The 13,131-nt window shown below is 73.1% G+C and carries 15 protein-coding genes; 8 read left to right on the top strand and 7 right to left on the bottom strand.

The window, feature by feature from the left end; translation table 11 throughout:
* Positions 1-43 precede the first annotated feature (43 nt).
* Entirely contained in the window at positions 44-634 is a 591-nt protein-coding gene (locus tag ACF062_RS34380; protein WP_392143492.1) for a PadR family transcriptional regulator, read from the top strand.
* Positions 635-718: 84 nt separating this feature from the next.
* On the opposite strand, the gene ACF062_RS34375 is transcribed toward ACF062_RS34380, so the two are convergent.
* The gene (locus ACF062_RS34375; protein ID WP_392143491.1) at positions 719-1,147 is read right to left on the bottom strand and encodes an SRPBCC family protein; all 429 of its coding nucleotides are present in this window, start codon (positions 1,145-1,147) and stop codon (positions 719-721) included.
* A gap of 304 nt (positions 1,148-1,451) precedes the next feature.
* Here ACF062_RS34375 and ACF062_RS34370 point away from each other — a divergent pair, with 304 nt between their 5' ends.
* Complete coding sequence (locus ACF062_RS34370; RefSeq protein ID WP_392143490.1) at positions 1,452-2,354, top strand: putative protein N(5)-glutamine methyltransferase; 903 nt, start codon at positions 1,452-1,454, stop codon at positions 2,352-2,354.
* Here ACF062_RS34370 and ACF062_RS34365 read toward each other — a convergent pair.
* Positions 2,351-2,539 (bottom strand): hypothetical protein, encoded by a 189-nt coding sequence (locus ACF062_RS34365; protein WP_392143489.1) that lies wholly within the window; start codon positions 2,537-2,539, stop codon positions 2,351-2,353. The two genes, ACF062_RS34370 and ACF062_RS34365, sit on opposite strands and share 4 nt — an antisense overlap.
* Before the next feature lie 196 nt (positions 2,540-2,735).
* On the opposite strand from ACF062_RS34365, the gene ACF062_RS34360 reads away from it, so the two are divergent.
* The 3 genes from ACF062_RS34360 (at position 2,736) to ACF062_RS34350 (ending at position 5,638) form a co-directional block, all read left to right on the top strand.
* Positions 2,736-3,308 (top strand): Clp protease N-terminal domain-containing protein, encoded by a 573-nt coding sequence (locus ACF062_RS34360; RefSeq protein ID WP_392143488.1) that lies wholly within the window; start codon positions 2,736-2,738, stop codon positions 3,306-3,308.
* A gap of 229 nt (positions 3,309-3,537) precedes the next feature.
* Positions 3,538-4,491 carry a DMT family transporter gene (locus ACF062_RS34355; protein ID WP_392143528.1) on the top strand — a complete coding sequence of 318 codons (954 nt, stop codon included), beginning with the start codon at positions 3,538-3,540 and terminating at the stop codon, positions 4,489-4,491.
* A 187-nt stretch (positions 4,492-4,678) separates the two neighbouring features.
* Entirely contained in the window at positions 4,679-5,638 is a 960-nt protein-coding gene (locus ACF062_RS34350; protein WP_392143527.1) for a DMT family transporter, read from the top strand.
* Between the two features lie 61 nt (positions 5,639-5,699).
* Here the strand turns inward: ACF062_RS34350 and ACF062_RS34345 are convergent, their stop codons facing one another.
* Both ACF062_RS34345 and ACF062_RS34340 read right to left on the bottom strand, forming a co-directional pair.
* Positions 5,700-6,341: an FMN-binding negative transcriptional regulator gene (locus tag ACF062_RS34345; RefSeq protein WP_392143487.1), complete on the bottom strand. Its 642-nt coding sequence runs from the start codon at positions 6,339-6,341 to the stop codon at positions 5,700-5,702.
* A complete protein-coding gene (locus ACF062_RS34340; RefSeq protein WP_392143486.1) occupies positions 6,341-7,051 on the bottom strand; it encodes a pyridoxamine 5'-phosphate oxidase family protein in 711 nt (236 codons plus the stop codon). Before ACF062_RS34340 ends, ACF062_RS34345 begins: the two co-directional genes overlap by 1 nt.
* Before the next feature lie 95 nt (positions 7,052-7,146).
* Between ACF062_RS34340 and ACF062_RS34335 the strand changes: the two genes are divergently transcribed.
* A complete protein-coding gene (locus ACF062_RS34335) occupies positions 7,147-8,478 on the top strand; it encodes an aminotransferase class I/II-fold pyridoxal phosphate-dependent enzyme (RefSeq protein WP_392143485.1) in 1,332 nt (443 codons plus the stop codon).
* A 254-nt stretch (positions 8,479-8,732) separates the two neighbouring features.
* Here the strand turns inward: ACF062_RS34335 and ACF062_RS34330 are convergent, their stop codons facing one another.
* Entirely contained in the window at positions 8,733-9,764 is a 1,032-nt protein-coding gene (locus tag ACF062_RS34330; RefSeq protein WP_392143484.1) for a DMT family transporter, read from the bottom strand.
* 140 nt (positions 9,765-9,904) lie between these two features.
* Between ACF062_RS34330 and ACF062_RS34325 the strand changes: the two genes are divergently transcribed.
* Positions 9,905-10,807: a LysR family transcriptional regulator gene (locus tag ACF062_RS34325; protein WP_392143483.1), complete on the top strand. Its 903-nt coding sequence runs from the start codon at positions 9,905-9,907 to the stop codon at positions 10,805-10,807.
* 128 nt (positions 10,808-10,935) lie between these two features.
* Here the strand turns inward: ACF062_RS34325 and ACF062_RS34320 are convergent, their stop codons facing one another.
* Positions 10,936-11,403 carry a pyridoxamine 5'-phosphate oxidase family protein gene (locus tag ACF062_RS34320; protein ID WP_392143482.1) on the bottom strand — a complete coding sequence of 156 codons (468 nt, stop codon included), beginning with the start codon at positions 11,401-11,403 and terminating at the stop codon, positions 10,936-10,938.
* Positions 11,404-11,577: 174 nt separating this feature from the next.
* Here ACF062_RS34320 and ACF062_RS34315 point away from each other — a divergent pair, with 174 nt between their 5' ends.
* Positions 11,578-12,219, top strand: a complete 642-nt coding sequence (locus ACF062_RS34315; protein WP_392143481.1) for an isochorismatase family protein — start codon at positions 11,578-11,580, stop codon at positions 12,217-12,219.
* A gap of 30 nt (positions 12,220-12,249) precedes the next feature.
* Here ACF062_RS34315 and ACF062_RS34310 read toward each other — a convergent pair whose 3' ends face one another.
* Positions 12,250-13,095: a class I SAM-dependent methyltransferase gene (locus ACF062_RS34310; protein ID WP_392143526.1), complete on the bottom strand. Its 846-nt coding sequence runs from the start codon at positions 13,093-13,095 to the stop codon at positions 12,250-12,252.
* Positions 13,096-13,131: the final 36 nt, after the last annotated feature.

Raw genomic sequence — 13,131 nt, 5'->3', positions numbered from 1 at the left:
CGATACGTGATTGATCGCCGATCTGACACGAGGAGTGATCTGTATGCGTTCCCACGGTTTTGGCCCGGGTTTCGGGCATGGGCACGAGCAAGGGCGGCGCGGGGCGTTCGGGCCGTTCGGTCCCGGCTTCGGGGGGCCCGGCGGGCCCGGCGGCCCCTGGGGTGGTCGCGGCGGGCGAGGCGGCCCGCGGGGCCGGGCGCGCCGCGGTGACGTGCGCGCCTCGATCCTGGCGCTGCTGAAGGACCGCCCCATGCATGGCTACGAGATGATCCAGGAGATCGCCGGGCGTAGCGGCGGGGCGTGGAAGCCCAGCCCCGGTTCGGTCTACCCGACCCTCCAGCTCCTGGAGGACGAGGGGCTGATCAGCAGTGCGAGCGAGGGCGGCAAGAAGCTCTTCTCGCTCACCGACGCCGGTCGCGAGGCCGCCGAGGAGGGGCCCGAGGCTCCCTGGGAAGAGGCCGGGCGCGGGGTCGACTGGGACACGCTGAACGAGATCCGGCAGGCCGGCTTCGGTCTGATGGAGGCGTTCGGCCAGGTCTGGAAGACCGGCAGCAAGGAGCAGCGCGAGAAGGCGGTCTCCGTCATCAACGACGCCCGCAAGAAGCTGTACCTGATCCTCGCCGATGAGGACTGAGGTGACAGGGGCCGCCGGCCCCTCTCACGGATGAGGCGCTCCGCACCGTGTGTGTGGGGCGCCTCATCCGTGTGTGCGGGGGCTTCAGGACACCAGGGCGGCCAGTTTCCGCAGCGACTCGTTCAGCGCCGCCGTCGCCGAGTCCTTCAGCTTGCCCGCCATCAGGGAGACGGCGGCGCCGGTGAACTCCCCGTCGATGCGGGCCAGCGTTCCGCTGCCGTCCGAGGTGAGCGTGTAGCGGGTGCTGACGTTGACGCCCATCGGGCCCTTCCCGGCGATGGCCAGGGTGCGGGCGGGCGTCAGTTCCGTGACGATCCAGGTGACTTCGGCGGGGAAGCCCATCAGTTTCATGTTCTCCGCGAAGGTGCCGCCCACCTCCAGCGCGGTGGGCGGGCCCTGGGGAAAGCTGGTGTGGGTGGCGTTCCACTCACCGTAGGAGGAGAAGTCGGTGAGCCGCGCCCAGACCTTCTCGGCGGGCGCCTCCATCCGTGCCTCCGCGCTGACTTCGGCCATGCGGCCACCCCTTCTCGTCGGGCTCGTCGGGCTCGTCGGGTGCGCTGCGACAGCCGCAGCCACGGTGTCGCGGAACGTAGCCGCAGGGTCCGGAACATTCAATACTGACGAACCGTCAGCTCTCCGGGCGTCGTGGTGTGAGGTACTGTTCCCCTGTCCTGCGACGGCCGCAGGCGGCGCGCTTTGGAGGTGAGACCCATTACCGCAGTAGCAGGTCGGGTGCTTCCTCCTCGCGACCACGCGGTTCACCCGGCATAGGTGACCCGAGGGAGCCCCCATCGGGATCCCGGAAGGTTTTCTTCGCATGTCGGTGTCGTCTTTCCCCGCTTCTCAGCCGTCCCTCTCGCAGTCACCCTCGCTCGCGCTGTCACCCTCGTCCCCCGCGTCCTCGCCCTCGCACGCGCTCTCTTCCGCGCGACGCGCCGCCGTCGTCACGGCGCTGCGCACCGCCGGGTGCGTCTTCGCCGAGGACGAGGCGGAGCTGATCCTCTCCACCGCCCGTACGCCCGCTGAGGTCTCCGCCATGGTGGAGCGCCGCGCGGGCGGGCTGCCGCTCGAACACGTCGTCGGCTGGGCCGAGTTCCGCGGTCTGCGGATCGCCGTCGACCCGGGGGTCTTCGTGCCGCGCCGCCGCACCGAGTTCCTCGTCGCCCGGGCCGCCGCGCTCGCCGGGCGCGAAGCCGTCGTCGTCGACCTGTGCTGCGGATCGGGCGCCCTCGGGGCCGCGCTCGCCGCCGGCCTCGACCGGGTCGAGCTGCACGCCGCCGACATCGACCCGGCGGCGGTCCGCTGCGCCCGGCGCAACGTCCGGGCCGCCGGGGGAGAGGTGTACGAGGGCGACCTCTACGACCCGCTGCCCGGCGCCCTCCGCGGGCGGGTCGACGTCCTGCTCGCCAACGTCCCCTACGTACCCACCCGCGAAGTCGGCCTGCTGCCCGCCGAGGCCCGCGTCCACGAGGCGCGGGTGGCCCTCGACGGCGGCAGCGACGGGCTCGACGTGCTGCGCCGGGTGACCGCGGGGGCGCCGCGCTGGCTGGCGCCCGGCGGCCATCTGCTGTTCGAGACGAGTGAGGGGCAGGTGCCCGCCGCCGTCGAGGCCGTCGAACAGGCGGGCCTGACGGCACGGGTGGTCGAGGACGAGGAGCTGTACGCCACAGTAGTCATCGGCACGCGGTCCGCGAGGGCGCCGGGTGATACGCCGGACTAGCCGACCCGGCGGATCATCGCCGCGTCGAAGAGGTCCGACGCCCTCGGGAACGGACTCTCGTCGTGGCAGTGCCAGGCTTCCCAGAACAGGTCGGCGGGCAGCGCGTCGTCAGGTGCGTACACCCGGTACACGTACTGCCTGCCGTCGACCGCCGGCAGGGCGACCATCCAGCACCTGCTGTCCATGCTTATGAGACGTGTGACACCGCGCCGGGGTTGCCCTGCGGATGCCGGGCGGGCGGCGCGCGCCCCTCGGGGGCGGGATGGTCGGATCTCATCCGTAAGGAGGACAACCAGAGCCCGGGTGCCCAACTTCCGTCGGACGCGAAGATGCTCCCCACCGCCGATGCATATGCCAGCGGTGGTTGATGTGGTGGGAGATGTGCAAAGCCGTACCCCGCCGGGAGCCGACCCCGGCCCGACCCGAGCAGAACTCGACTCGCGACTCAGCGCCGAGCTGGCCTCGGTGGTGGCCGGCGCGCGCCGCCGCGCCGTGCGTGACGGGGACCGGCAGATAGACACCGCGCACCTGCTGCACTCCCTGCTGGAGACCGACCCCGAAGTGCGCGCCGTCTTCGAGAACGGCGCGCAGGTCGTGCGCCTCCTCGGCTATCTCGTGCAGCGCAGCATCGGGTACGGCCTTCAGTGGCAGGGCACCGTCGAGGACTCGGGCGCCGTGCCCGTGGTGGGGTCCGTGCAGGAGGCGGGCTGGTCGCCCGCCGCGCTCTCCGCGATGGACGTGGCGCTGGAGCGCGCCGAGTCGCGCGAGGATCCGCGCGCCCTCGGCATGGACCTGCTCGCCGGGCTCACCGCCGACCCGGAGTGCCGGGCGGTCGAGGTCCTGGGGCGCGCCGGAGTCGACGTCGAGATGCTGCTTCAGCGCGTCGAGGCCGGATGCCGTCAGTACGCCTCAGGGGGTCACGGGTTCGCGGGCGGTCACAGCTCAGGGCGCTGATCCGCACCCGCCGGACCTACGACGCGTCCCTCTCGGTGGGCCCCGGCGTCCGCTGAGTGAGACAGGGGTCAGGCGGGATGACGCTCATGACACCTCCTGCCATGATGTGCCGGTGCAAGCGTCCCAGGGGAGTCAGACGAGTCAGGTGAGTCACGGCAGTCGGGCGAGCCGAGGGGTTCAGGAGAGTCACGGAGGCCGGAGCGACCCGGGCCACGGCCACGGCCGTGGCCTGGGGCTCGGGCTCGCCCTCGTGTCGGCGGTCGCCTTCGGCGGCTCAGGTGTCGCGGCGAAACCGCTGATCGAAGCCGGCCTGGACCCCCTGCACGTGGTGTGGCTGAGGGTGGCGGGCGCCGCCTTGGTGATGCTGCCCGTGGCCTGGCGCCACCGTGACCTGCCGCGGCGCAGGCCCGCGCTGCTCGCCGGATTCGGTCTGCTCGCCGTGGCGGGCGTCCAGGCCTGCTACTTCGCCGCGCTCTCCCGGATCCCCGTCGGAGTCGCGCTTCTGATCGAATACCTCGCTCCCGCGCTGGTCCTCGGCTGGGTCCGCTTCGTGCAGCGGCGGCCGGTGACGCGCGCGGCCGCCCTCGGCGTGGTGCTCGCCGTCAGCGGCCTCGCGTGCGTGGTCGAGGTGTGGTCGGGGCTGAGCTTCGACGCCGTCGGGCTCCTGCTCGCCCTCGGCGCCGCCTGCTGCCAGGTCGGCTACTTCGTCCTGTCCGACCAGGGCAGCGACGCCGGCGCCGACGCCCCCGACCCCCTCGGCGTCATCGCGTACGGCCTGCTCGTCGGGACCGCCGTGCTGACCGTCGTCGCCCGCCCGTGGGGCATGGACTGGTCGGTGCTCGCGGGCGGCGCGGACCTGGACGGCTCGACCGTGCCGGCCTGGGCCCTGCTCGCCTGGATCGTGCTCGTGGCGACCGTCGTCGCCTACGTCACCGGGGTGCTGTCCGTACGCAGGCTCTCGCCGCAGGTCGCCGGCGTCGTGGCCTGCCTGGAGGCCGTCATCGCGACCGCGCTGGCCTGGGTGATCCTGGGCGAGCACCTCTCGGCGCCGCAGATCGTCGGCGGCGCGGTCGTCCTCGCGGGCGCGTTCATCGCCCAGTCCTCGGCGCCCGTCGAGCCCTCCGTGAAGGGCGGCGTCCCGGATGCCGAAACGCAGTTGTCGCGCAGCGGCAGCGCGACCTAGTGTGCTGATCATGTACGCACGAGCACTCGTTCTTCCGCCCCCCGCCGCCTAGCGCGGGGCATTCACGGATCACGCCCGGGCCAGTGGCCGGGCGGAACGGTGCTGCCCGCAGACGGAGCCAGACATTCCTTCTCTGCTGCGGAGAACTCACGTGTCCAACACGTCCAACATCTTTCACACGTCCACCGTGTCGAACGCCGTCCTCGGCCTGTCCGTCGGGCGGGGCCTCTTCTATCTGATCGTCGCCGGAACCGCCTGGGGGACCGCCGGTGCGGCCGCCGCGCTCGTCTTCCAGGACAGCGACATGGGGCCGGTCAGCCTCTCCTTCTGGCGGTGCGCGGGCGGCTTCGTGCTGCTGCTCGCCGCGCGCCTGGTGCGGCCGCGCCGCGCGAACACGTACGACCCGGCCACCGAGCCGCTGAGCCGCAGGATCCGCCGGATCGTCGTGACCGGCGTCGCCCTCACGGTCTTCCAGACGGCCTACTTCGCGGCCGTCCAGACCACCGGCCTGGCCGTGGGCACGGTCGTCACCATGGGGTCGGGGCCCGTCCTCATCGCCCTCGGCGCACGGCTCGCCCTCGGGGAGCGGCTCGGGCGCGGCGGGGCCGTCGCCGTCGTGGGCGCCCTGGCCGGGCTCGTGGTGCTCGTCCTCGGCGGCGGGGGCGCGACCGTCCGGCCGGTGGGCGTGGCCTGGGGGCTCCTCTCCGCTGCCGCGTACGCGGCGATGACGCTGGTCACGCGGCGGTGGGGCCGGGACGGCGGCGCCGACTCGTCCGACACCACGGTCTGGTCGTTCGCCGTCGTCGCGCTCTGCCTGCTGCCGCTCGCCGGGGCCGAGGGACTGGTGCCGCACACCGCCGAACCCGCGCGCGTGGGCGTCTATCTGCTCTACATCGCGGCTGTGCCGACAGCGGTGGCGTACACGCTGTACTTCGCCGGGGCGGCCGTCGTGCGGTCCGCGACCGTCTCCGTGATCACGCTCCTGGAGCCGGTCAGCGCCGCCGTCATCGCGGTCGCCCTGCTCGGCGAGGCGCTGACGGTGGCGACGGTCGCGGGCACGGTGCTGATGCTGGCCGCGGTGACGGGGCTCGCGGTCGCCGAGACGCGGAGCGTGGTGGCGGCGCGCAGGGAAGCGGCGCCGGTGTAGCCGTCGCGGGTCCGCCTGCCGCTCACGGGGGTTCGGGGCGGCAGGCGGACCCGCCCAGGCCCTAGGCCTCGCGGCGGCGCAGGTGGTGCGCCAGGGCGGCCGCGTCGCCGGGCCCGCCCCGCTCGGCGAGCCCCGCGGCGATGCGCTCCCGCACCTCCACCGGCTTGTGGGTCGCGTACTTGAACTTCGCCCGTACGTCGGTCACTTCGAGGCACAGCGCGCGGATGCCCGAGAGCATGCGGCCGTACGGCGCCTCCCCGGCCGCCGCCCGCGCGGAGCCGCCCTCCGGCTGGAAGTGCCCGACCTGGCGGTTCAGGATGTCGGCCTTCTCCGCCGGATCGTCGACCACGCGTGCGGTGCAACGCAGCTGGACGGCGGCGTAGAAGCTGGTGGGCACGCCGTGCTCTGCGGGGTCCTGCGGGGCGGCCTGCCAGGGGCCGGGCACGAACACATAGTCGTCGACCACGCTCAGGAGCACTTCGGGGTCGCTCTCCACGGCCTGCCACAGCGGATTGGGGCGGGCCAGATGGGTCAGCACCCTGCCGTGCTCGCCGTGGTCGGCCTCGTACGCGAAGTGCATCGGCTGGACGTGCGGCGGTTCACCCGGCAGGCCGTTCACGGCGAGCTGGCCGAAGTCGTGGGCGGCGAGCCACTGTTGCCACTCGGCGTCGGTGCGGGGGGCGTCCCAGGGGTGGATCAGCACTACAGCTCCACCAGGTAGTCGGGGACTTCGATGCCGGGCGCGAGGTCGGCGGAGGGGATCAGGGTGTCGTGGCCCTTGCGCAGGGGGACGACGCCCGACCAGTAGGGGAGGTCCATGTCCTCGGGCTCGTCGTTCGGGCCGCCGGTGCGGGCCTTCGCGGACACCTCGTTCAGATCGAGGCGGAGCACGGCGGTCGCCGCGAGCTCCTTGGCGTTGGCGGGGCGCGAATCGGAGGAGCGGCCCGGCACGACGTGGTCGACGAGCGCGTCCAGGGCGGCCCGCTTCTCCTCCGGGTCCGTGACCTGGTGGGCGATGCCGTGGACCACCACGGAGCGGTAGTTGATCGAGTGGTGGAAGGCGGAGCGGGCCAGGACGAGGCCGTCGACGTGGGTGACGGTCAGGCAGACCTCGAGGCCCGGGTCCTCCTGCCCCTCCGCGGAAGCGCCGGCCATGCGCAGGGGGCGGGACCCCGTCGAGCCGTGCACGTACAGGCGTTCGCCCACGCGGCCGTAGAGGGTCGGCAGCACGACGGGGGAGCCGTCGCGTACGAAACCGAGATGGCAGACGTAGGCCTCGTCGAGTATCGCGTGCACCGTCTCGCGGTCGTACGAAGCCCGCTCCCGGGAGCGGGTGGGGACGGTGCGGTCGGTGGGTGCGTAGGCGGCGCCCCCCGGCGAAGCGGTGTCCGTGGTGGTCGGCGTCGTCTGCATGGCCTCTCCCTGCTGGTCCGTGTGGCGCGCCCCCGCCCGCGCAGGTCGGCGGTGTGGCGTTGCCGTTTCTTTTGTACTAGTGCATACTGCGTTTTGTGCTAGGAGAGTATCGGATCACAGGCCGGCGTGCAGCTGATATCGCTGCCAGCGTGGAGCGTGCTGTCGGTGACGGCGGTCTGGAGCCGGGGCAACTGCTGCCGCCGATGCGGGAGTTGGCGGCGCGGCTCGGGGTGAATCCCAATACCGTGGCAGCCGCCTATCGCACGCTGCGCGAGCGCGGGGTCATCGAGACGGCCGGGCGGCGCGGCAGCCGCGTCCGGCCGAAGCCCGCCACGACCGCCCGCGAATTGATCCGGGTGGACGCGCCCCCGGGCGTGCGGAACGTCTCCAAGGGCAACCCCGATACGCAGCTGCTGCCCCCGCTCGCCGAGGCGTTCGCGGCGGCCGCGGCAGAGGGCGACGCGAAACCGGTCCTCTACGGAGAAGGCGCCGTCGACCCCGGACTCGAACGGTACGTGCGCCTGGTCTTCGAGGCCGAGGGCGTCCCGGCCGGGCCCGTCGCCGTCACCTCCGGAGCGCTCGACGCCATCGAGCGGGTGCTCGCCGCCCATCTCAAGCCCGGCGACGCGGTGGCTGTCGAGGACCCGGGGTGGGGCAGCCTGTTCGACCTCGTGTCGGCCGGCGGGCTGCGGGCGGTGCCGGTTCCGGTGGACGACGAGGGGCCGCTGCCCGCCGCCGTGGAGCGGGCCCTCGCCGAAGGCGCCCGCGCGGTCGTCGTGACCGACCGTGCGCAGAATCCCACCGGCGCCGCCGTCAGCGCTCCACGCGCGCGTGCCCTGCGGAAGGTGCTCGCCGCGCACAAGGAGACGCTGCTCATCGAGGACGACCACGGCCACGGCATCGTCGATCTGCCGCTGCACCCGCTCGCCGGGGCGACGCACAGATGGGCCCTGGTGCGCTCGACCGCCAAGGCGTACGGTCCCGACCTGCGGCTCGCCGTGCTGACCGGGGATCCCGTCACCGTTGACCGGGTGCAGGGGCGGCAGCGGCTCGGCCCCGGCTGGGTGAGCCTGCTGCTCCAGCGTGCCGTGGTGCGGCTCTGGGAGGGCGGCGCGGTCGACCCCGCGGTGGTGGCGGCGTCGTACGCGCGCCGGCGGGACGCGTTGATCGCGGCGCTCGCCGAGCGGGGTGTACCGGCGCGGGGGCGTAGTGGCATGAACGTATGGGTGCCGGTGCCGGACGAGACCGGGGCGGTGGCCCGGCTGTTGCACGCCGGGTGGGCCGTCGCTCCGGGAGCGCGGTTCCGGCTGAGCGCGCCGCCTGGGGTCCGCGTCACCGTTGCGGCGCTTACCGGGGAGGACATCGTGCCGCTGGCGGATGCGGTGGCCTCGGCGGTTGGGTCCGTGCCGGCGCGGCGTTATGGGTGACGGGGGTCGGGGGTCGGGGGTGACGGGGGTGACGGGGTGTCGTAGGGCGTTGGGGCGCGGTTGTGTCTGCCGGGGTTTGTGCTTTGGCGAGTGCGGGTTGTGTGTGGTTGCTCGCGCAGTTCCCCGCGCCCCTGGTGGGGCGCGGGTCTCGGTGGTGTTCAGTACCGGGACCTGAGCCTCTGGTGGGGCGCGGGGCTCGGCGGCGTTCAGTGGTGGGACCTGAGCCTCTGGTGGGGTGCGGGGCTCGGTGGTGTTCAGTGCCGGGACCTGAGCCTCTGGTGGGGTGCGGGGCTCGGTGGTCGTTCAGTGGTGGGATGCGTGTCCGGCTGGGGTGGCGTCGCGATGCGTGGTCGGGACTGGGTGAGTGCCGCGCCTGCCAGGACGATCACCGCGCCGACCGGCGTCGACCAGCTCAGGGACTCGCCGAGCACGGCCACGCCCGCGGCGGTCGCGATGACCGGGACGAAGTACGTGACCATCTGGGCGGTGGTCGGACCGACCTCGGAGACCAGGGCGTACTGCAACAGGAAGGCGAGCCCCGTGCCGAGGGCGCCCAGCGCCACGATCGCCAGCAGCGGCATGACCGGGAAGCTCGTCGGCATCGAGGTGAACAACGGCGTGACCACGGCCAGTTCGACCGTCGCCAGCAACAACTGCGCGCCCGTCAGGGAGAGGTTCGAGTGGCCCGCGCCGGCCAGGGTGCGGCGGACGTAGATCCAGCCGATCGGGTAGCTGAGCGAGGCGAGCAGCGCCAGTACCGTGCCGGTGACGTCGAGACCGCTGAAGCCCTGCCAGGCGCCCAGCACCGTGAGCACCCCGAAGAAGCCGATGCCCAGGCCCGCGACGCGGCGCCGGGTCGGGCGGTCCTCGGAGAGCGCGACGAGCGACAGGGCCATGCCCCACAGCGGCGACGTCGCGTTGCAGATCCCGGCGAGCGTCGAGGGGATCGTCAGCTCCGCGTATGCGAAGAGGGAGAACGGCAGGGCGTTGAGGAACAGCGCCGCCACCGCCAGGTGCAGCCAGGTCCGCGCCCCGCGCGGCAGCCGCTCCCGCTTCACGGCGAGTACGGCCGCGACCACGGCCGTGCCGAACACCAGCCGCCCCAGAGTCACTTGGAAGGGTGCGTACGCCTCCGTGCCCACCTTGATCAGCAGGAAGCTGAAACCCCAGATCAGCGAGAGGATGCCGAAGCGAATGCGCCAGTCGAGGGCGGGGCGGCCGGGCGGTCGCGCCGAGGGTGCGGCGGTGGCGGCGGCCGTGCGGGAGTGTGGGGGCGGGGTACTCATGGCTTCCACGATGGGCCCCGATGATCTCGTAGCACAAGCGATATTTTTTGCGCGGTATCGCGTAGCATCGCTTATATGTCGAGGGTGGGCTTCCCTTCCGTCCTGCCCCGACCCCAGCCCTCATCCCCGGAGTCCTGCCCATGCTGAACCTGGAGCGCCTGCGCACGCTCGACGCCCTCGCCCGGCACGGCTCGGTCAGCGGAGCCGCCGCGGGCCTGCACGTCACGACCTCCGCCGTGTCGCAGCAGATGACGAAGCTGGAGCGGGAGGTCGGCCAGCAGCTCCTGGCCAAGAACGGCCGGGGCGTACGCCTGACCGACGCGGGGCGGCTGCTCGCCGAGCACGCCGCGCGGATCCTGTCGCAGGTGGCGCTCGCCCAGGCCGACCTGGAGGAGCAGCGCGGCAAGGCGGTCGGCGAGCTGCGGATCTCGGCGTTCCCCACGGCCATGCGCGGCCTGCTGCCCGCCACACTCGCCGCACTCCGCGCCGAGCATCCGGGGCTGCGGGTCGGCTGTCACGAGTTGGAGCCGTCGCCCGGGGTGTCGGCCGTGGTGCGCGGCGACATCGACATGGCGGTCGTTCTCGACTGGTACAACAAACCGCTGCCGATCCCGGACGGCCTGATCAAGGCGCCGCTCCTGGACGACCCCGCCGACATCGCGATGCCCGCCGCGCATCCCCTCGCGGACCGCTCCGAAGTGGATCTGGAGGAGTTCGCGGACGACGAGTGGATCACCTGGGCGGAGGGCGAGTTCTGCCATGAGTGGCTGATGTTCACGCTGCGCGGCAAGGGCATCGAACCGCGCATCGCGCACCGCGCCGAGGAGCACCACACCCAGCTCGCCCTGGTCGCGGCCAGCCTCGGCGTCTGCGTGGCCCCGCAGTTGGGGCGCGACCCGATGCCGACCGGGGTGCGCACGGTCCCGGTGCGGCACCGGGTGCGGCGCCATGTGTACGTGGTGTGGCGGGCGGACGCGGACCGCCGCCCGTCGGTCAGGGCCGCGGCGGAGGCGCTGCGGGCGGCCGGAGCGGGCCTCCGCTAGGCCTCCCGGCGCGAGCACCCGCCTGAAGCAAGCCCCGCCTGAAGCAGCCGGCCTGAAGCAAGCCTCACCTGAAGCAGCCCGCCTGAAGCAAGCCCCGCCTGAAGCAGCCCGCCTGAAGCAAGCCCCACCTAAAGCCCCGCCAGCTTGCGGAAGTCCCAGGAGGCGATCGCGTCCGGCGTGAGCCGGATCCACGCGTGGCGGCCGTCGTGCGGCATCTCGTCCAGGCCGAACAGCTTGCGGGCGAACAGCCGCTCCGGGACGTCGAGTTCGGGGCACGGCTCACCCGTGCGCGGGGACTCCCCGACGAATTCCGCGGTGCCGGACAGCTCGACGCCGCGCAGCTCGCCGTACTCCTCGCCCGTGTCGATCACCACGGCGATCCGCTGATCCCGGCGCAGATCGGCCCAGCGCTTGCTGCGGGTGATCGAATACAGCCACAGCGACCTGCCGTCCCAGGCGAACCAGAGCGTGCTGGCGTGCGGGGCGCCGTCGGCGGAGACCGTCGCCACCCGGCAGGTGCGCTCCGTGGAGAGGAATGCGTCGAGTTCGTCCGGCGTCATCATGATCCTGCGGCCCCGGCGCTGCGTGACGGCCATGTGTCCTCCCGAGTGACGTGGCATGACGCGTACCCATGATCCGTACCTGACTGTGCGTCAGGAGAGCATGCGGGCTCTTCCTTCGTGACGCAATGGCCGTTACCCTCGCGCGGATTCCGGGCACCGGCCGCCGCCGGGGGCCGACCGCTCCGGACGTCCGCGACAGGGGGAGCCATGCCGTCGTACGAACAGCTCAGGGAGGTCCTCGACCCGGCGACCACCGTCCTGCTGACCGTCGAGTGCCAGCAGGGTGTCGTGGGCACCGAGAGCGCGCTGCCCGAACTCGCCGAGGAGGCACGGTCGTCCGGCGCCCTCGCCAATGTGGCGCGGCTGGTGATCGCGGCCCACCACAGCGGCGTCCAGGTCGTGCACGCGGTCGCCGAGCGGCGTCCCGACGGGCGCGGGGCCAACCACAACGCACGGCTCTTCCGCGCCGCCGAGCGGCTGCCCGTGCAGCAGCTCTCCGGGACGAGGGCCGTGCGGATCGCGCCGCCCATCGAGGTGGCCGACGAGGACCTCGTCGTACGCCGCCTGCACGGCCTCTCGCCGCTCGCGGGAACCGGCGTCGACCCGCTGCTGCGCAACCTCGGCTGCCGCACCCTCCTGGTCACCGGCGTCTCCGCCAACGTCGCGATCCCCAACGCCGTGTTCGACGCGGTGAACCTCGGCTACACCGCCGTCGTGCCCGCCGACGCCATCGCGGGGGTCCCCGCCGACTACACGCCCGCGATGGTCCGCAACACCCTCGCGCTGGTCGCCACCGTCGCGAGCACGCAGGACGTACTGGGCGTGTGGAAGCGGCCGCGCGGGGCGTAGGCGCCGGTCGGCCGCCCCACGGCCTTCCCGCTACCGCGGGCGTTCGGCCGTCACCAGCCAGGCGGTGCTCCGCAGCCGCAGCGCGCCGTCACGCTCGTACGGGCGCAGCAGGTCCGTGAGGGTGCGGCGGGCGCGCTCCTGGTCCGCTGGACCGACCTGGGCGAGCAGGTGGTGGCCGGGGCCGGAGCCCAGCAGGAAGGCGGCCGCCTCGTCGGCGTCCCGGCCCCAGACGCCGTACGCCTCGACGTGCCTGACGCCGAGCCGGACGAACCCCGCGGCGGCCAGGATGCCGCGCGTGCGCTCCGGGTCGGCCAGCGAGAACATGCCGGGGCCGCCCGGTTCGCCGAAGCCACCGATCGGCAGGATGTCGCGCAGGCCCGCCACGGCCTGGAGCCACTCGCTGCCCTCGGCCTCGGCGGCGCAGACGAAGGCGGCGCGGCCGCCGGGGCGCAGGGCTCCCGCGATGTTGGTGAACGCGGCGACCGGGTCGCCGAAGAACATCACGCCGAAACGGCTGATCGCGACGTCGTACGTGCCAGGCTCGAAGCGGTGGACTTGGGCGTCGCCCTGCGCGAACGCCACATTGCCGAGCCCTTCTCGACGGGCGAGGGCCCGGGCGCGCTCCAGCATCGGCTCCGACAGGTCGAGCCCCAGGGCGTGGCCTTCGCCCACCCGCCGCGCGGCCTGCCGGGTCGTGGCCCCGGCGCCGCAGCCCACGTCCAGGACGCGGTCGCCGCCGACCAGTGCCGCGGCCGCCAGGAGGGGCTCCGTGAAGCCCGCGTTCACGGCGTCCCAGCGGTCTTGGTTACGGGCCCAATGGTGGCCTTCGTAGCCGTTCCACGCCTGCGCCTGCTCGGGGTTGGCGGTCTGCTCCATCTGCTCCATGGACTGCCTCCTGGGAGACGTGGCCTT

Source organism: Streptomyces sp. NPDC015345, assembly GCF_043078805.1.
Taxonomy (GTDB): domain Bacteria; phylum Actinomycetota; class Actinomycetes; order Streptomycetales; family Streptomycetaceae; genus Streptomyces.
Note: the sequence above shows the minus strand (reverse complement) of the source record. Positions and strands in the feature narration are given on the sequence as shown.